Below are 17,400 nucleotides of genomic sequence, written 5' to 3'. Positions count from 1 at the left end.
AGACTTATTGTTGTTTAGAGCGTTTCAGGCTCAACAGTTACAAATTTGCGGTCTGCTCTGGTTAGGAAACGAACCTTACCTGTCGCAAGAGCGAAAAGTGTATAGTCGCGGCCTACTCCTACGTTCTGCCCGGGGTGGAATTTGGTGCCGCGCTGACGCACTATTATTGTTCCTGCGTTAACAAACTGGCCGTCACTGCGTTTTACACCGAGATATTTGGGCTGACTGTCCCGGCCGTTAGTACTGCTTCCTTGACCTTTTTTATGTGCCATGACTTATAGAATACCTCCTCTTTAACGTGCTGCTCTAGCCTTTGATACCGTCGAACTCGACAAGAGTATACTGTTGACGGTGTCCGCGGAATTTGCGATAGTTCTTCTTTCTGCGGTATTTGAAAACGATGACTTTGTCATCTTTGCCGTGCTCAAGGATCTTGGCTGTTACGACTGCTCCGTCAATATAAGGAGTGCCGATCAGTGGTCCGTCATCCTTACCGAGAAGGATCACCTTATCAAAAGATACCTGCTCGCCTTCTTCGGCGTGGATCTTTTCAAGGCGTAGTTTGTCTCCTGCTGATACTCTGTACTGCTTACCGCCTGTTTCGATAATTGCATACATACTTATTTTTCCTCCCTCCGCTGCGTGTCAGGCAGCCTTATGGCTTTTATGGCCTGCACCAAGCGCGTTCTATAACCTGAGTATTATAGTTAAAATTTGTGGTTTAGTCAATAAGTGTTGCCCCATCCTGTCATTCCGGTGCTGATCCATTCTGGCTTGTATTTAGCAGGGATCTTGCATGCTCCAGCGCTTCATAGGAATTATCATCGCCGGCAAGCATCCTTGCTATTTCTTTTTCACGCTCTTCATCTCTGATCATGAAGATACTTGTCTCTTCCCCGTCTCTTTTTACAAGGAAATGCTGATCTGCCATGGAAGCAATTGCGGCCTCATGGGTTATGAGTATCGTCCTGCATCGTTTGGAGAGCTCCCTCAGCTTATGTCCTGCCAGTAACGCAGTCCTTCCTCCAAGCCCTGCCTCTACCTCATCAAAGACAAGAGTCCCGGGAAGCTGTTCATCTCCCAGCGAAAGCTGAAGTGCTATAAGTATCCTGCTGAGTTCTCCTCCGGAAGCTGTTTTGCCGACCGGCAGCGGGGGCTGGTCCGGCATGCTTAGTTTGAAAGAGACTGTTTCTGCGCCGTTTGAACGCAGTTTGTCCTGTTCCTCTATGACAATGGAAAAGAGGGCATGTTCCATGGCAAGGTCACTGAGATGTCTGTTAACTCTTGAAGCGAGTTCAGCTGCCGCGGCTTTTCTCAATTTCCGAAGCTCTATCGCAAGGTTTTTTGTCCGTTTTTTCTTTTCCGCTGCATCCTTTTCGAGCTCTTCCATCTCAACATGGCTTTCTTTCAGCCATGCCATCTCATCCTTTGCCTTCCCGGCATATTGCAGGAGCTGCCTGCAGTTGACCAGATCAAGTGAACGCTTTAGTTTTCTGAGCATGCCGATCTTTTTCTCAAGACGTTCTTTTGCTTCTTCTATGTTTCCTTCCGCAGAAAGATCATGCAGCTCCTTTTGAAGCATTCTGGCTACTGACTGGGATGAGATGAGCATGGATTCGATGCTTTCCTTCCAGTCTTCTTTCTTTGAAGGAGATGATTCGTATATGTCCCTGCCTATTGATTCAAGTTCTTCTATTATCCCTCCGCAGGCGGTTCCGCCTGAAAGTCTTTCATTTATGGCAGCCAGCGCCTCTTTTGTTGTTTCCTTTGATTCGAGCTCTTTCAGCTCCGCTTCCCATTTTCTTTCGCTCTCTTCGTGGATCTCCAGAGCTTTTACCATATGCAGAACGGTTTCCGCGCCTTGGTAGAGTTCTTCTGTCTCTTCACGCCTTTTTTTCAGCCTGACAATCCGGCGCTCTGTGGCTATAGTTTCGCAGAAGGTCCTCTCAAGTTCTTTTTTTACATGATCGAGAATCTCTCCTCCGCAGGAATCAACAAGGTCCAGCTGTATCGCAGAGTCAATGAGTCCAAGCTGTGCAAACTGGCTCTGGATGACAAGTTCTTTTTCCATCGCTGAAGAGAGCAGGTTGAGTGATACAGGGTTGTTCTGGATCAGACTTCTGCCCCTGCCGTTCCTGCTGAACTGACGTCTGACGATGAGAGTGCCGTCCTGGGGCTGGTATTCTTCATCAAGCCCCGGTATTTGGTTGGTAGACAGAGTCATAATAACATCGGCGGATTCTTCCAGGGCATGAATGTAGTTCGTCTGGGCGCGTTTTCCGGCGATGAATTCCATTGCACGCACGAGGCTGCTCTTGCCTGAGCCGCTTTCTCCGGTTATTACTATGAAGTCACCTTTGAGTGATAATTCGGCCTCTCTGATGCCGCCGACTCCGCGGACACGGATCTCTTCGATCAATATCAGTCTCCCCCGTCAGTAATGCCGTTAAAGCCCCAGCGGAGTTTCTCCCGGAGAAGGTCGTAGTAGCTCCTGTCCTTGAGCTGAATTATATTGATATGAATGTCAGGATCCAGCATGGCTTCGAGATGGTCATCGGGCAGCAGCTCGTAACATAGCTGTCCGTCCTGGGTGAGGATGAGGTTTCTGTTGTCTCCTTTTGGTGTCACATAAGCCCTGTCCGTGCCGCTAAGGACTACAGGACGGGCGTAAAGTGTATGCGCGCATATAGGTGCAAGAAGCATACATGGAACATGGGGCGGGACTATCGGGCCGCCTGCAGAAAGGGCATAAGCTGTAGATCCGGTCGGAGTAGAGAGGATCAGCCCGTCAGCAAGGAAGAGTGAAAGTATCTCATCCCCTACCCTGACTTCAAGGTCGATCACCCTCGCAAGGTTTCCCTTTGAGATAACAAGGTCGTTTAGTGCGTGAAGCTCATATACAACACGCTCCCCCCTCCAGACGAGACCCTTTATCAGATGTCTCTGCTGAAGCGTGAAGTTGTTTTCAAGTATTGAGGTGATATCTTCCTTTGCACATTCAGGATCTCCTGTTGCCAGAAAGCCCAGTCTTCCCAGATTGATCCCGTAAAGGGGGATCGGGTATCCGAAAGTATATCTGGCAGCCCGCAGAAAAGTGCCGTCTCCGCCAAGTATGACTGCGAATTCAACATCCTCCCTCCAGATATTGTCAGGAGTTTCAGGTATGCTCAGCGCGGATGCTTCATGAGGAGGAAGCATAAAATTGATCCCGCTCTCCCTGCCCCATGCATAGAGTTTAGCGGCCAGGTTTATTGCTTCCGGTTTTTGGGTGTTGAAAAGAAGCCCGATGTTATTTGTCTTCATTTTATGATCCCCTGCCTTTACTGCGTAGCCTCGTGTGCCTCTTCAACCAGCTTCATAAAGTCTATATTAGCATGTTTCAATATTGTATTGCTCTTTGACCCTAAAAGAAATAGGAATTCTATATTGCCTTCCGGTCCTCTTATCGGAGAATAAGTAGCGTTGTAAAGCCCAAGTTTTGTCTCATTCTCAATAAATGACGCGAGATCCTTCAGCGTTTCCTCGTGCAGCAGCGGGTCGTGGACAACTCCCCTTCCCACTTTTTCCCTTCCCACTTCGAACTGAGGCTTGACCAGAACGACCATCGTACTGTCGTCGCTTATTAATGCCTCAAGCGGTTTCAGTAGAAGCTTCAACGAGATGAAAGAGGCATCAGATACGATCATATCAACTTTTTCACAGTCAATCATATCAGAGGTAAGATGGCGTGCGTTAGTCCTTTCCATGACGACAACCCTTGGGTCGTTTCTCAGCTTCCATGCTAGCTGTCCATATCCGACGTCAACAGCGTATACCTTCTTTGCCCCTCTGGAAAGGAGTACATCAGTAAATCCGCCTGTTGAAGCACCTACGTCGATGCAAGTCAGACCTGAAGGGTCGATATCAAAGTGATCCAGCGCCCTTATCAGTTTATGGGCCCCTCTGCTTACCCATTCCTTCTCCGGGGCATCCAAGCTTATATTGGAATCAAAAGGTACCATTGATGCAGTTTTCTTTATCGTTATTCCATCAACCTGTACCCTTCCCTCTTCGATGTAGTTCTGGGCAAGGGTACGTGAAAGGACCATCTGTCTGTCTACGATCAGCTTATCAAGCCTGACAAGTTTTTTTTTCATTTTGATCTCTTAATGGCGCTGATTATGTTTTCCGGTGTAAGTCCGCATTCGATCCACTGCTCTGATCTTGTCGCATGCGAGATGTATCTGTCCGGCACGCCAATGTTGATGACAGTGCAGTTCGGATGGTTGTTGCATGCGTGATCCGATATTGCCTTTCCGGATCCCCCGTTCAGGAAATTTTCTTCAGCTGTGACAACGATGCGGTGTTCTTTTAGTATTTCAGAAATGCCGTCCATGTCCAAAGGTTTGATAAACCTAAGGTCGACTACAGTGGGAGTTATCCCTTCTTCGGCACGGAGTTTTTCAGCTGTTTTAAGCATGAGCTCAACGGTGCTGCCTACGCCGATAAGGCAGACGTTTTTTCCGCCGGCCATGAGTTCGATCTTTCCCCATCCGGCAGGGATCCTTTCCTGACTGCCTTCGGCCGGAATGGCTTCTGGCGCCTTCCCCCTGGGGTATCTGACAGCCATCGGGGATTCCCTTTTCAGCCAGCCGTTAACAAAAAACTTAAGATCAGCAGCGTCTCTCGGCGCGGCTATAGTGATTCCGGGCAGTGCTCTTAACCATGGCACATCCAACAGGCCATGGTGGGTCTCTCCATCCTCACCGACAAGCCCTGCTCTATCGATTCCAAGAAGAACGGGCAGTTTTGAAAGGCATATGTCATGCATTACCTGGTCTGCAGCTCTTTGAAGGAACGTAGAGTATATACATACTGCTGGTCTCATGCCGCCTGCGGCCATGCCTGCCGCAAAGGTCAGCATATGTTCCTCCGCAATTCCGACATCGAAGAATCTGCCGGGAAATTTGTCTGCGAATCCGTTGAGCTTAGTCCCGTCTGTCATAGCAGCAGTGCAGACAGCGATACGCGGATCATTGCAGGCTGCATCTGTCAGGGTTCCGGACATCACTTCACTCCATGAAGGCAGTGAGCTCTGTTTGTGATTTTGCGGCGCATCAAGAGGAGTGTTCGGGCCGATCCCATGGAAGAATGGTGCGTTGTTCTCCGCTTCACAGCACCCCTTGCCTTTTTTCGTGAGGACATGTATCAGCACAGGTTCTTTATAATGCCTGGCAAGCCGGAAGACTTCCTCCATCTCCTCAATGTTATGTCCGTCAAAGGGCCCCCAGTAACTGATACCTAGTTCTTCAAATATGTTTGTCGGGAGGAGAAGTGACTTAAGTTTGGACTTGATCTTTTTGAGGGCATCCTCCAGTGCGTCTCCGCGCTTCAATGTATGGCACTGGTCCTTTATGAAATCTTTTACCTTAAGATATGTGGGGTTTACAGAGAGGCGGGCCAGATGTCCTGCCATGCCGCCTATCCTTGGGTTTATGGACATCTTGTTGTCATTAAGGACGATTATTATCTTTGTTTTGGTGCTTTCCACACAGTTGAGAGCTTCGAAAGAGACCCCGTTAAGAAGGGCCCCGTCTCCTATCACAGCTACAACTTCATGGTTCTGGCGGCTTATGTCCCTTGCCTTGGCATACCCCATTGCAGCAGAAATGGACGTGCTGCTGTGTCCAGTCGTGAAAAAATCGTAGGGGCTTTCACCCATCCGGGGAAAGCCGGCGATCCCTCCTTTGGTTCTAAGTGTATGGAAGCGGTCCAGTCTCTTTGTAAGTATTTTATAAGCGTATGACTGGTGTCCAACGTCAAAAATAATTTTATCCCTGTCAGGGTCGAATGCTCTTAATAGGGCTACCGTGAGCTCTACAGCCCCCAGCGAAGATGCCAGGTGCCCCCCGTTCTTCAGTGTCACATGAAGTATCATTTCCCTTATCTCACAGCTTAGTTTATTCAATTCACTGTAGGTGAGACTATTGAGACCTCTGAAATCCTTTGCTGATCCAAGTATGCTCATTTAGAATCTCTCCAAGTTGGTATTAATGAGATCAGACAGAAAGCCTGATCTATTGATGTCTGCCACTATCTTAGCATGGCGTCATAATTTTCTTATTAAATTAATGGGTCCGCCTCAGGAGGTATTCCGTGAATTCAGAAAGAAAGTTATCCTCAGGCAGGATCTTCAGTATGGATTTTTTTGCAAGCATTGTCTCTTCTTCTGCCATTTTTGCGGCTATTTTCATCCCGTATACTGAGACATGGGTTATCTTTCCCTGTTCAGCATCCTTTCCGGGCGTTTTGCCAAGTTCTTCGGCTGTGCTGGATACATCGAGGATATCGTCTATTATCTGGAATGCTGAACCTATATGTGTTCCATACTCGTAGCAGCAGCTGAGGACATTTTCATCGTCTGTTCCAAGTGCTGCGCCTGCTGTTATCGCTGCCCTTATCAACGTGCCGGTCTTGAGCGAGGCTATTTTTCTTACATATTTGGGGTCAGTGGCTGCAGGGGCCGTGTCCATATCAAGGACCTGCCCTCCGCATACACCTGCCGGTCCTATAGCGCTGCTGAATATCTGCATCGCCCTCAGGAGCTTGTGAGGTTCGATGTTTTTGCTGTGGCAGAGGGGAAATTCAAGGGAAAGAGCAAGCAATGCGTCGCCAGCAAGTACAGCTAGAGTTTCTCCAAAAACAGCATGGTTAGAGGGTTTTCCTCTACGCATGTCGTCATTATCCATACATGGAAGGTCGTCATGGATCAGAGTGGCTGTGTGGAGCATCTCAAAACCAAGGGCAAGCGGAAGGGCATCACGGAGATCGCATCCGCATTTTTCTGCGGCAGCAAGGCATAGTACAGGGCGAAGCCTCTTTCCTCCTGCGAAAAGGGAGTAGTCCATTGCCTGCCGTAATTTTTCCGGAACGCCTCTGTTTCTCAGTTCTGAAGATACATCGAGATACTCTTCGAAAAGATCTCTGTATTTTTGAAGTTCTTTTTTTACCTTCAGGTCCGCGTCAGTTTTGCCCATTATCAGGCATCCTCTTTCTTATGAGGGTCGAATGGGACTTCACCGTCATCGGTCAGCAGGGCTACCTTCTGTTTTGCTTCCTCTAAATAAGCCCGACAGTCCCTTACAAGTCCTATCCCCTTCTCAAATTCTGAAAGTGCATCTTCCAAAGGAATGGCGTCTCCTTCGAGCTTGCGCAATATTTTGTCCAGTTCTGTCATTTTTTCGCTGAAGTTCATCTATTTTCCTCCAATACTTTTAGTTGCAAGATTTTCATATACTGTGATACAATGCACAGGTTGGATGTTCCAAGGTATAAGGGGGGAATAAAAATGTCCAGGTTATGTGATTGTTGCGGTCGCGGACCGACGACGGGAAATGCAGTTAGCCATTCTAACCGTCACACAAGGCGTCGTTGGCTCATAAATCTTCAGAGTGTACGCATTGATGTGGGCGGCGGAGAGTCCCGTAAACTTCATATCTGCACGAAGTGCCTCCGTTCCGGTAAAGTCCAAAGAGCCGTTTAGTAAACGGCTCTTTTTTTTTGTCACTCTTTCCTTATTAGTAGCCATTTTTCGCATCTATTATCATATCCCGTGCCTCATCCTCATCTACAAGGATCTCGCGCGGCTTTGATCCGTCTGCCGGACCGACGATACCCATCATTTCCATCATGTCTATCAGGCGTGATGCCCTCGAAAAACCTACCCTGAGCCTCCGCTGAAGACCGCTTGCAGATGCGATGCCTGTTGACATCACAGTATCCACTGCATCTTCAAGAAGGTCATCGTCAAATGCAGCGGCGTTGTCTATGCCTGATGGTCCGTTTCCCTGTTTGTCTATTTCAATAAAATCAGGAAGGCCGAAAAGATTTACAAGGTAGTTGAGCCAGACGCAAAGCACCTGTTCATCGACCCATGGGGACTGGATCCTTATAGGCTTTGGGTGCCTGGTCGAGAGGAAGAGCATATCTCCCTTTCCGAGCAGTTTTTCTGCTCCTGAGCAGTCTATTATCGTCCTGGAATCGACGGAACTGGGAAGAGTAAAGGCGACCCTTGCCGGTATGTTCGCCTTGATAAGGCCAGTAATAACGTTGACAGAAGGTCTCTGTGTAGCAAGTATAAGATGAATGCCCGTGGCTCTTGCCATCTGGGCGAGGCGGCATATGTATTCTTCAACTTCCTTTGGAGCCGTCATCATAAGGTCTGCAAGCTCATCTACCACTATTACTATGTGCGGGAGCCTCTCCTTGGGTATGACCTTTTTGTTGAAATTTTCGAGATTCCTTACCCTTGCCTTTGCGAACATAGTGTAGCGGGATTCCATCTCTCTTATGGCCCATGCAAGGACATGGACAGCTTTTTTTGCGTCAGTCACCGGAGGCGTAAGAAGGTGTGGAAGCTTATCGTATATAGCCATTTCGACCCTCTTGGGGTCGACCAGTATCATCCTGAGCTCATCAGGTGCCCGCATTGAACAGAGACCGACTATACATGAGTTGATAAAAACGCTTTTCCCGGAGCCTGTCGTTCCTGCAACAAGAAGATGAGGAAGTTCCTCAAGGCCTGTGATGACAGAATCACCGTTTACTGCTACTCCGAACGGCAGAGGCAGTGCTGCGTCTGACTCCTGATAGGCTGGGTCTTCAATGATGGTTCTGAGAGGGATGCCCCTGCGCCTGGGGTTAGGGATCTCTATACCTACGTAGGGTTTTCCCGGTATAGGAGCCTCTATCCTTAAACTTGGCACCGCCATGGCAAGTGCGATGTCATTTGAAAGCACGGCGACCTTATTGACTTTGATGCCGGGTGCAAGTTGGATCCTGAACTGTATAACAGTCGGGCCGACAAGGATCTCTGCCAGCCTGGCTTCAATGTTGAACTGTTTGAGGGCTTTTATTATCTTATCACCCAGGGGCATGGATTTTTCTTCGTCCATCTCTCCCTCATGAGATTCTTCTTTTCCGAATATTTCGATCGGCGGAGGAAAAACTCCCTGCTCCACTCCATCATATAAGGGGTCTTCGTCCAGGTTGAATTCAGGGTCCTGGATTTGCTCGCTGGAATACACCGATTCTTCTGATCCCTGCAGGCCAAGCCCTGTAACAGTTATCGGGGGCTGATCTATCTCTTCTCCGGCCGGACCGAAGTAATCAGATCCTTCGTATTCGGAAATATTGATCGCGTCATCCCTGGATGTCTTTTCCGCTGCATGTTCCCCGGAGCCCTTTTCCTTCTTTCGGAAAAGATTAAAAAAGGATGAACCGGGCAGTTTTATATGAGAAAATAGGGGGATATTATAAAGTAACATTGAAATATATATAGAAAGAGCTCCTGCTATGAATGTGCCAAATGCTCCAAGCAAGGAGAATGCCTGTTCAGCAAAAGAAGTACCGAAATTTCCCGGAGAAAGCCAGATGGGATAGTTTGTGAGGTCAGATGTCATAGTATTGAGACCCAGAAGCAGGGATGCAGTGAAAAACAAAAGTAAGGTGCCCGCAGACTGCCTGATCAGATTAGGCACCTTCCTTGAAAGGAGCTTTGAAATACTGAAATATAGTGCAAAAAGAATTGGTATTATCGAGGATCCGCCGATCGTTTCAAGGATCGCTGAAGAGGCTCTCTGTCCCAGGGTGCCGGTCCAGGGAGTGTAAAAAGATGCTGTAAGGTAAAGGGAAATCAGCACAAGGACAACGTAAGCAAGCTTTGTCCATGCCCCGCCGTCTGTCAGTTTTGTCTTTGTTTTGGGCTGACGTAAAGCTGGTTTTTCATCCCTCTTGCTCTTTTTTCCGAAGATCATATTAGGCCTCACTACCTCCTACAGTCATCCCTTCGATCAGCATAGATGGCTGTCCGTCAGTAACAGGTACTCCCTGCCCAGATTTTCCGCAGACACCGGGATCCATGTAAAGGTCTTTTCCCAGTGAAATAATATTTTGCAGCACATCGGGTCCGTTGCCCGTGAGTATTGCACCCTTTACAGGGTGTGATACCTTACCCTTTTTAATTATATACGCTTCTGAGACATAAAAGACAAAATCCCCGGTAGTAGGGTTGACTTCCCCTCCCCCCATCTTTTTGACCAGAAGTCCGCTGTCGGTCTGAGCCAGCATCGACTCAAAGTTGGAATCACCCGGAGCGAGAAAAGTGTTGCTCATCCTTGGCACAGGGATGTTCCTGTATGACTGCCTCCTGCCGTTTCCTGTAAGAGGAAGGTTCGACGTACTGGCAGAAAGTATGTCGGTCAGATAAGCCTTTAATACTCCATTTTCGATCAGTACGTTTCTCCTGGCAGGAGTTCCCTCGTCATCAAATCTGTATGAGCCGTAGAGGCACGGGATCATAGGGTCATCTATCATAGTCACCGAATCATGTGCCACTTTTTCTCCAATCTTGTCTCTGTATATTGAATGGTCCTTTTCTACTATATCAGCTTCCAGCCCATGTCCGCATGCTTCGTGGATAACTGTGCCGCCGGCCTCTCCGGCCAGCAGGACTTTCATCTTTCCTGCCGGGCAGGGTTTTGCCTCAAGCATAAGAAGGGCTCTGTCAAGCGCGGCGAAGGCGATCTTCTGCGGGTCCGAACCCGACCAGAAATCAGGGTGCGGAACCGCCATGCAGCGTCTCTCCGAGGCTGTCTGAAGTGTTCCGTCTTTTTCCGCTATTATCTGTGCGGAAAAACTGCAATATGTCCTGCTGTCCTCGGCGCAAATGCCGTCTGACCTAATTATCAGGACATTCCTCTTTGAGATGCTGTATCTGAAAGCTGCCTGTCTTACATATTTGGAACTTTTCCTGATCTTAAGATCGAGCTCTTTCATATAACCTATCTCCGGAGGCGAGATATGTTCCTCCATCATCAGGATGGGGTCCCTGCCCTTTTCAGCATTCAGGGATGATGTACCGAATGCTGAGGTCTCAGCTTCAGAAATGATTTGTGATATGCCTGATACCGAGGTGCCTGGAGAATGGGAATAAAATGTTTTGTTCCCTGCGATGATCCTTGCTCCTGAACCGTCAGTGTTGGAGGATGAGAGTTCTTCTATCCTGCCGTCTTCATAGTGTGCCGAGTGTGCAGTTCCGGCCTGAATAAAAACGTCAGCGTGCACGGCTCCTTTTTTATGTGTTTCGGCAAGTTTCTGCCTGATAATTTCAATTTGTTTTTCCTGCATTTTCTCTCTCCTGTCGGTCAGCTGACATTGACTATATTTATCTCCAGTCCCTCATTCTTCAGGCCTTCTATGCATCCCAGCATGTCTCCCAAAAGTTCTGAAGGCGTGAAGACCGTTACCTCTCCCATTTTGGGGTCGTCTGTCCTCAGGAGTCCAAGGCCTTCGCATGCGTCTATAGTCCAGCTGATATAGTATATATCTTTTTGAGGTACCTTAAGCGAGATCACGCTCAGTTGCGGCTTCACTCGGTCATCTCCTTCTGTTTTTTCAGATGTTCCTCGTATGTCCCGCTGAATATGTGGTTTCCTTCCGGAGTTGCAAAGAAAAAAAGGTAGTCTGTCTTTGCAGGCTGCAGTGCGCTTAACCACGAATCCTCCGAAGGTACTGATATAGGTCCCGGAGGCAGTCCGCTGTTCCTGTACGTATTGTATGGTGAATCGATCTCCAGATCTTTGTATGTAAGGTTCTTCTTTTTTATTCCCAGTTCGTCCCAGCAATAGATCACGGTCGCGCAAGACTGGAGGGGCATCCATTTATCTATCCTGTTTAAGAATATTCCGGCCAATATCGGGCGTTCCTCTTCTATCTTTGCCTCGCCCTCGACTATAGAAGCGAGTATCCCCCTCTGAGCAGTGAATTTCTTATCTGCATTCTCAGGAAGGAACTTCCCTACTCTTTCCATCCAGAGCCTGGACGCCCTCTTTACTGTCTGCACCCCTACACTGTTGCCCGGAGCCAGGGAATAAGTTTCAGGCAGTAAGAAAACTATCCTGTCTTTTGGATCATCCGGCAGCAGGTCATGAAGTTCGGAAGGGAAATTCTCCTTATCGGAGAGGGCCCTTAAAAGTCCGTCATCACCCTCAGGCAGTTTCAGAGCGGCGTTAATTGTGCTGTATCTTGTCCCCGGTATAATCATTACGTTGAGGCTCACTGGCCTGGCTGCTTTAAGCTGGTTTGCTACAGAAATTTCATCACCGGGGGCAATAAGGTATGTTCCCGGTCTGAGTGTCCTGTCTATTTCAAGTTTGATCATCCATTTGACGAGTTTATTTGCGTCCCGAACCACGCCTGACTCTTTCAGCGCCCTCGCGGCCTGCCCTGCAGACATGCCTCCTGTTATTGTTACTTCGATTTTTTTTGATGAGTAGGCGAACATGTCAGGATATATTGCGGGAATAACAAAGCAAAGGAAACAGAAAAGTATCAAAGCTGTTAAAGACGGTATCAGATCTCTTGTCCTGTTCGTCAAAAAATTCTCTCCTTACTCTCCACGGTTTGCCCAATTATTCGACAGACGGGCACACGTAGGAATTATACCTTTAATGGCGATAAGGTTAAATAGCGAAGTTGCCGGGATACAATGGCCGAACTGCAGCCTCTGGGCTGCGGGGAATTCGCGTCCTTCGGCCGCTGGGGAATTTGCCGGAAGACCCATCCGGCGGGGAATGAAAGCCTTTTATATCGTCTCCCCCGAGTGCATCAATCGGCGTTCCAGTGTCATTATATTCTTGCTATGACTGGATTTATGCTACCTAAATCCAAAGCTGCTGGGTTCCCGATTGGAGCATTCGGGAAAGACGGTGATTTTGAAACTCCGCGGCCCTTGGCCGCAATTCTCCGCGATGCGAAGCGAGCAAATTCCCCAGCGTCCGCAGGACGCGAATTCACCGCAGCCGTAGGCTGCAAATTCCCCGCCTTTGTGTTCAACCATGCCTTAAAGAAATGCTTGACATTTAACCAAAAGGAGAGTATATATGTTAACCATTCAACGGGGACACAGGAAAGGAGCGCTTAAAATGAGAAGATCAGCATGTTTTGCTTATTCAGGCATTTCGTCATCATCTCTCTCTTCCGGCGTTTCTTTCTCATGCGGCGGCTCTGGTTGTCTTTGCCGGTCCCGAAACGTGTACCCGATGAATAGAGAAAATCACTAAAATTTTCTAGAACATCAAGGCGTTTCAGGGACCGGAGGATTTCTTCCGGTCCCTTTTTTGTTACAAAATTTTGATCATCATAATAAGGAGGAAATATGAATGAATACGAAATATCTGCTGACCCCCGGTCCGGTGGAACTGCCGGCAGAAGTACTGAGGGCGGGTGCACGTCCGCTGATAGGACACAGGTGTCCTGCTTTTTCAGAGCTTTTTACGCGAATCGAGAAGAATCTCCGTGAACTGTTAAAAAGTGATGGTCCGGTAATAATACTTCCATCCTCAGGTACAGGAGCTCTTGAGTGTATGGCGGTCAACTTTCTTGAAAAAGGCGATAAATTCATTTCGATCTCATGCGGAGTTTTTGGTAACAGGTTTCGTGAAATTGCATTGAGGACAGGCGCTGAAGGCATCAATATTGATGTGCAGTTCGGTGACCCGGTTATGCCGGCAATTGCCGCTGAAGCAGTTAAAAACAATCCGGGCTGCAAAGTTCTCATGATAACTCAGAATGAGACATCGACAGGCGTTGTTAATCCGATCAAAGAAATAATAGCAGCAATCCCTGAAAAGGACCGTCCTCTAATACTTGTTGACGGAGTCAGCTCGGTTGGAGCTATGGAGTGCTTTCCGCAGGAATGGGGTATTGACGCAATAGGAACAGCCTCTCAGAAAGGACTTCTTACCCCTCCGGGACTTGGGCTTGTTTGGCTCTCAGAAAAAGCCTGGAATGCTCTTGAAGGAAAAACATGCCCCAGTTACAGCTACGATCTGAAGCTTCACAAAAAAGACTTGGAAGCAAAATCCCCGGCAAATCCCTTTACACCACCTGTGTCACTTTACTATGCCCTCGACGAAGCTCTGGAGGAGATACTGGAGGTAGGTACAGGTGTTTGGTTCAAATCGAGAAGGAAATACGCCGACGCCCTTATTGCCGGACTTGAAGCAATGGGATTTGATCTTCTTGTCAAATGCCCGGAGGCCCGCTCTCCTGGAGTTACCGCCTTCAAATATCCCGGAGGTGACACGGAAGCGGTTCGTAAAAAACTTCGCGCGATGGGGATTGAAACAGCCGGCGGACAGGGAAAGCTTAAAGGGGAACTTATCAGGGTCGCACACTACAACAACTGGGGATGGCCAGAACTCTGCATCATCCTTGGATCACTCTACGGAGCTGCAGATATGGCACAGACTCTAAAAAAAGATTTCCTTGCAGAAGCCTGGAATATCTGGAACAGGGAGGATTAATGACCATGGCTCAAAATAAAAAATGGAAGGTACTTGTGGCGGAGACTGTCGGTGAAGCCGGCCTTCAGATGCTCAGAGATGCTCCTGACATTGATTTGATAGAAGAAGTCGGCATGACACGTGAAAACCTTCTTAAAAAACTGCCCGAAATGGACGCTGTTCTCACAAGGAGCGGAACAAAGATGGACGAGGAGGCCCTGAACGCCGCGGTCAAATTGAAGGTAGTTGCCCGTGCAGGTGTAGGGGTGGACAATGTCAACGTTCCTGTTGCGAGCCGTAAAGGCGTAGTGGTAATAAATGCACCTACCGGAAACACACTTGCAGCAGCAGAGCTGACAATGGCTCTTATGTTGGGTCTAGTAAGAAAGGTTCCGCAGGCATTTGGTTCCCTCAGGAGCGGTGAATGGGACAGAAAAAGATTCTCAGGCCATCAGCTCAGCGGAAAGAAGGTCCTCGTTCTCGGACTTGGAAGGATAGGAGCCGCAGTTGCCCAGCGCTGCCGCGCTTTTGGGATGGATGTGATCGCATACGATCCCTACACGCCGAAGAAGAAGGCCGAATCACTGGGCATACCAATGAGGGAAGATATTGCTGATGCGCTCTCAATAGCTGACGTTGTCACGATCCACATGCCTTTGACATCTGATACCACGAATCTTATCGATGAAAAAATGCTGAAAGCATTCAAAAAGGGAGCATATCTCATCAACTGCGCAAGAGGCGGTATAGTTGACGAAAAGGCCGCAGCAGATGCGGTAAGGGACGGAAGGCTTTCGGGGATAGCATTTGACGTTTATACCGCGGAACCTATGTGTGAAGGTCACCCCTTCCTTGCCAAAGACATTGAGGACAGGATCGTTATAACTCCGCACCTTGGAGCCAGTACAGAAGAGGCACAGACAGAGGTGGCAAAGATCGCTGCAGAGAATATGATAGCTGCACTGCGGGGAGAGCCGTACGAACATGCCGTAAACCTCCCCTTTCTGGAGCAAAAGCTTAACAAGGCCCAGAAAGCATTCCTAATGCTTTCAAGGAAAATGGGAATACTGGGAGCCAAACTTGCGGAAACAGAGTGCGGTGCTGTACAGAGCTGCCACATTATGCTGCGCGGAGATATGTTCAGCGAGGATGAACCAATGCCAAACAGACTTTGCGCTTACAGCATCGCTGTACTTAAAGGCCTTTTTGAAGTCAGCCGCGGTCCCGAAGTTTCATACATGCTGGCTCCCCTCCTTGCCAAGGACAGCGGTCTGACAGTGGAAGAGAGCATTGGAGATCCTAAAACATATAAAAATACTGTTGAGATAACACTGGATGCCGAAAAGTGCAAAGTGTCGCTTATTGGTACCATCACTGAAGAGGGCCGTATGCGTATCGTAAAGGTAAACGAATATTGGCTCGACTTTGTTCCCAACGGCAAACTCATACTTTTCCAGAATCACGACAGGCCCGGTGTAATAGGAAAGATTGGAAATATACTTGGTGAGTCCAAGATCAACATTGCCAATTTTGCCCTTGGAAGAAAGGACAACAGCGGACTTGCCCTTGGCGCGCTTGAGATAGACAGCGACATTGACGAATCGATCAGAAAAAAACTGGAAAAGAGCGGGGACATGCTTTGGCTCACCCTTATAGATTTTACGGAGGCTGAGTAATTTTTCTTGATTAATATCAAAGACCGGTAGGCAGCAGGCGGGAGGAATGCAGACATCAACCATTCTCCCGCCTGCCTTTTTATTGTGAAACTGAGTGTAATTTTTTTGAAAGGCATAGCTCTTTTCACGGTTGATTTAATGGAAGGGTCTGATCTATGATATCCTGGTCCCGGCCTGGGAGTCCAAAACTTTCTGACCGGGCTGAGAAGGATAAGGATCTTCCGGGGAGGATAAGAGAAAAATGCTGGACTACTACTGGCCCATAGGATTTATCGTTTTTTCAAATGTTCTGTATCACATCTGTTCAAAATCATTATCAGGCGGAGCGGACCCTTATTTTTCGCTTCTTGTCACATACCTTATAGCAGCATCTGTCTGTCTGGGCCTCTATCTCTATACCGGCCACTTCAAGGATATTTCCATTGACGTAAGAGGGATAAGGTGGAACAGCATCCTGCTTGGCGCAGCAATAGTCTGTCTTGAGCTTGGATTCATAATGATGTACAAGGTCGGATGGAACATCAGTATCGGATCACTGGTAGCCAATATATGTCTTGCAGTCGCGCTGGTACTGATAGGTGTATTCTTCTACAGGGAAAACCTTACGATGAACAACATCATTGGAATGATCCTCTGTATTTCGGGGTTAATATTTATCAACAGATAAAAAGATCCGGCGATAGTATATTTTTTCTTGATCTGAAAAAGAAAAGGGCTGCCACGGTCTTGGCCGGGCAGCCCTATAATTATTGGTTGTTCCGGTCGAAATTACTGCAGTGCCTTGTCAAGGATATCAGTTGTCTTGTCTGCGTTAATGCCTAGCTGCTGAAGGGCCTCTGTCATACGGGCTTTGAAATCCGCTGCAAAAGTTTCGTCAGTTACGCCGGGAAGATTTATTTTCACATTGTAAGCTGCGGCTTTTCCTGCAGCTTCTCCTATCAGTGCAGCGCTTCCCGCATCGCTTATCGTATTTGTGTTGCCGTTTTTTGCTGCCAGATAAGCCAGTTCAGTCATTTCTACGCAGGCTTCGAGAGTAAGAAGAGGGACCTCTGTGGCAAGTTTTGAAGCCTCTCCCATTGCTTTTTTGCGGATACACTTCTCTTCCTCTGTTGCCTTAGGCATCTTCATTGCAGCCATGAAAGTATTGAAGGATTCGGTGTCCCTGTTCATCAGTTCCACGAACTTGAACCTCAGGGACTCGCTCTTGCCGACGACTTCCTCCATCAGCTGCCAGCTCTCTTTGTATTTTTCCTTGCCTATCGTAAGGTTGGACACCATTGAAACAAGCGCAGAGCCAAGAGAGGCGCAAAGGGCTGCTACGCTTCCTCCTCCGGGTGCCGGTGAATCCGAGGCAAGCTCGTCGAGAAACGCGCGTATTTCCATTCTTTCAAATTTCATAG

The 17,400-nt window shown here is 48.2% G+C and carries 18 protein-coding genes; 5 read left to right on the top strand and 13 right to left on the bottom strand.

Annotated features, from left to right (window positions below; all coding sequences use genetic code 11):
* Positions 1-14: 14 nt before the first annotated feature.
* The 8 genes from CVV54_00990 to xseB all read right to left on the bottom strand — a co-directional run bounded on the left by CVV54_00990 (position 15) and on the right by xseB (position 7,234).
* Complete coding sequence (locus CVV54_00990) at positions 15-272, bottom strand: 50S ribosomal protein L27 (GenBank protein PKL05427.1); 258 nt, start codon at positions 270-272, stop codon at positions 15-17.
* Between the two features lie 34 nt (positions 273-306).
* The gene (gene rplU / locus CVV54_00985) at positions 307-618 is read right to left on the bottom strand and encodes a 50S ribosomal protein L21 (protein PKL05426.1); all 312 of its coding nucleotides are present in this window, start codon (positions 616-618) and stop codon (positions 307-309) included.
* A gap of 130 nt (positions 619-748) precedes the next feature.
* Entirely contained in the window at positions 749-2,425 is a 1,677-nt protein-coding gene (locus tag CVV54_00980) for a DNA recombination protein RecN (GenBank protein ID PKL05425.1), read from the bottom strand.
* Positions 2,422-3,303 (bottom strand): ATP-NAD kinase, encoded by an 882-nt coding sequence (locus CVV54_00975; protein PKL05424.1) that lies wholly within the window; start codon positions 3,301-3,303, stop codon positions 2,422-2,424. Before CVV54_00975 ends, CVV54_00980 begins: the two co-directional genes overlap by 4 nt.
* A 17-nt stretch (positions 3,304-3,320) precedes the next feature.
* Entirely contained in the window at positions 3,321-4,136 is an 816-nt protein-coding gene (locus CVV54_00970) for a TlyA family rRNA (cytidine-2'-O)-methyltransferase (protein PKL05423.1), read from the bottom strand.
* The gene (dxs, locus tag CVV54_00965; protein PKL05422.1) at positions 4,133-6,007 is read right to left on the bottom strand and encodes a 1-deoxy-D-xylulose-5-phosphate synthase; all 1,875 of its coding nucleotides are present in this window, start codon (positions 6,005-6,007) and stop codon (positions 4,133-4,135) included. Before dxs ends, CVV54_00970 begins: the two co-directional genes overlap by 4 nt.
* Positions 6,008-6,107: 100 nt before the next feature.
* Positions 6,108-7,016 (bottom strand): geranyl transferase, encoded by a 909-nt coding sequence (locus CVV54_00960; GenBank protein ID PKL05421.1) that lies wholly within the window; start codon positions 7,014-7,016, stop codon positions 6,108-6,110.
* 2 nt (positions 7,017-7,018) lie between these two features.
* On the bottom strand, positions 7,019-7,234 hold the full coding sequence (gene xseB, locus CVV54_00955; protein ID PKL05420.1) for an exodeoxyribonuclease VII small subunit: 216 nt from the start codon (positions 7,232-7,234) through the stop codon (positions 7,019-7,021).
* 93 nt (positions 7,235-7,327) lie between these two features.
* Between xseB and rpmB the strand changes: the two genes are divergently transcribed.
* The gene (gene rpmB / locus CVV54_00950; protein ID PKL05419.1) at positions 7,328-7,522 is read left to right on the top strand and encodes a 50S ribosomal protein L28; all 195 of its coding nucleotides are present in this window, start codon (positions 7,328-7,330) and stop codon (positions 7,520-7,522) included.
* 34 nt (positions 7,523-7,556) lie between these two features.
* Here rpmB and CVV54_00945 read toward each other — a convergent pair whose 3' ends face one another.
* The 4 genes from CVV54_00945 to CVV54_00930 are packed head-to-tail and all read right to left on the bottom strand — an operon-like array spanning position 7,557 to position 12,322.
* Entirely contained in the window at positions 7,557-9,794 is a 2,238-nt protein-coding gene (locus tag CVV54_00945) for a DNA translocase FtsK (GenBank protein ID PKL05418.1), read from the bottom strand.
* 1 nt (position 9,795) lies between these two features.
* Positions 9,796-11,166, bottom strand: coding sequence for a TldD/PmbA family protein (locus CVV54_00940; protein ID PKL05417.1), 1,371 nt, complete (start codon positions 11,164-11,166; stop codon positions 9,796-9,798).
* 17 nt (positions 11,167-11,183) lie between these two features.
* Entirely contained in the window at positions 11,184-11,534 is a 351-nt protein-coding gene (locus tag CVV54_00935; GenBank protein PKL05416.1) for a hypothetical protein, read from the bottom strand.
* Complete coding sequence (locus CVV54_00930; protein PKL05613.1) at positions 11,408-12,322, bottom strand: endolytic transglycosylase MltG; 915 nt, start codon at positions 12,320-12,322, stop codon at positions 11,408-11,410. The genes CVV54_00935 and CVV54_00930 overlap by 127 nt, the downstream gene beginning before the upstream one ends.
* Positions 12,323-12,526: 204 nt before the next feature.
* Here CVV54_00930 and CVV54_00925 point away from each other — a divergent pair, with 204 nt between their 5' ends.
* The 4 genes from CVV54_00925 to CVV54_00910 all read left to right on the top strand — a co-directional run bounded on the left by CVV54_00925 (position 12,527) and on the right by CVV54_00910 (position 16,667).
* Complete coding sequence (locus CVV54_00925; protein ID PKL05415.1) at positions 12,527-12,961, top strand: hypothetical protein; 435 nt, start codon at positions 12,527-12,529, stop codon at positions 12,959-12,961.
* A 238-nt stretch (positions 12,962-13,199) separates the two neighbouring features.
* Positions 13,200-14,345, top strand: coding sequence for an alanine--glyoxylate aminotransferase family protein (locus CVV54_00920; GenBank protein ID PKL05414.1), 1,146 nt, complete (start codon positions 13,200-13,202; stop codon positions 14,343-14,345).
* A 5-nt stretch (positions 14,346-14,350) separates the two neighbouring features.
* The gene (serA, locus tag CVV54_00915) at positions 14,351-16,000 is read left to right on the top strand and encodes a phosphoglycerate dehydrogenase (protein PKL05413.1); all 1,650 of its coding nucleotides are present in this window, start codon (positions 14,351-14,353) and stop codon (positions 15,998-16,000) included.
* 241 nt (positions 16,001-16,241) lie between these two features.
* Positions 16,242-16,667, top strand: coding sequence for a hypothetical protein (locus CVV54_00910; GenBank protein ID PKL05412.1), 426 nt, complete (start codon positions 16,242-16,244; stop codon positions 16,665-16,667).
* Positions 16,668-16,768: 101 nt separating this feature from the next.
* On the opposite strand, the gene CVV54_00905 is transcribed toward CVV54_00910, so the two are convergent.
* A complete protein-coding gene (locus CVV54_00905) occupies positions 16,769-17,398 on the bottom strand; it encodes a methenyltetrahydrofolate cyclohydrolase (GenBank protein ID PKL05411.1) in 630 nt (209 codons plus the stop codon).
* Positions 17,399-17,400: the final 2 nt, after the last annotated feature.

This window comes from Synergistetes bacterium HGW-Synergistetes-1, from assembly GCA_002839185.1.
Taxonomy (GTDB): domain Bacteria; phylum Synergistota; class Synergistia; order Synergistales; family Synergistaceae; genus Caenicola.
The sequence above is the reverse complement of the archived record's forward strand: the minus strand, read 5'-3'. Positions and strand labels throughout refer to the sequence as shown.

Bases quoted from the DNA above. Each gene is read 5' to 3' on its own strand.
- CVV54_00990 (PKL05427.1), bottom strand. From the start codon at position 272: ATGGCACATAAAAAAGGTCAAGGAAGCAGTACTAACGGCCGGGACAGT.
- rplU (PKL05426.1), bottom strand. From the start codon at position 618: ATGTATGCAATTATCGAAACAGGCGGTAAGCAGTACAGAGTATCAGCA.
- CVV54_00975 (PKL05424.1), bottom strand. From the start codon at position 3,303: ATGAAGACAAATAACATCGGGCTTCTTTTCAACACCCAAAAACCGGAA.
- CVV54_00970 (PKL05423.1), bottom strand. From the start codon at position 4,136: ATGAAAAAAAAACTTGTCAGGCTTGATAAGCTGATCGTAGACAGACAG.
- dxs (PKL05422.1), bottom strand. From the start codon at position 6,007: ATGAGCATACTTGGATCAGCAAAGGATTTCAGAGGTCTCAATAGTCTC.
- CVV54_00960 (PKL05421.1), bottom strand. From the start codon at position 7,016: ATGGGCAAAACTGACGCGGACCTGAAGGTAAAAAAAGAACTTCAAAAA.
- xseB (PKL05420.1), bottom strand. From the start codon at position 7,234: ATGAACTTCAGCGAAAAAATGACAGAACTGGACAAAATATTGCGCAAG.
- rpmB (PKL05419.1), top strand. From the start codon at position 7,328: ATGTCCAGGTTATGTGATTGTTGCGGTCGCGGACCGACGACGGGAAAT.
- CVV54_00945 (PKL05418.1), bottom strand. From the start codon at position 9,794: ATGATCTTCGGAAAAAAGAGCAAGAGGGATGAAAAACCAGCTTTACGT.
- CVV54_00940 (PKL05417.1), bottom strand. From the start codon at position 11,166: ATGCAGGAAAAACAAATTGAAATTATCAGGCAGAAACTTGCCGAAACA.
- CVV54_00930 (PKL05613.1), bottom strand. From the start codon at position 12,322: ATGTTCGCCTACTCATCAAAAAAAATCGAAGTAACAATAACAGGAGGC.
- CVV54_00925 (PKL05415.1), top strand. From the start codon at position 12,527: ATGGCCGAACTGCAGCCTCTGGGCTGCGGGGAATTCGCGTCCTTCGGC.
- CVV54_00920 (PKL05414.1), top strand. From the start codon at position 13,200: ATGAATACGAAATATCTGCTGACCCCCGGTCCGGTGGAACTGCCGGCA.
- serA (PKL05413.1), top strand. From the start codon at position 14,351: ATGGCTCAAAATAAAAAATGGAAGGTACTTGTGGCGGAGACTGTCGGT.
- CVV54_00910 (PKL05412.1), top strand. From the start codon at position 16,242: ATGCTGGACTACTACTGGCCCATAGGATTTATCGTTTTTTCAAATGTT.
- CVV54_00905 (PKL05411.1), bottom strand. From the start codon at position 17,398: ATGAAATTTGAAAGAATGGAAATACGCGCGTTTCTCGACGAGCTTGCC.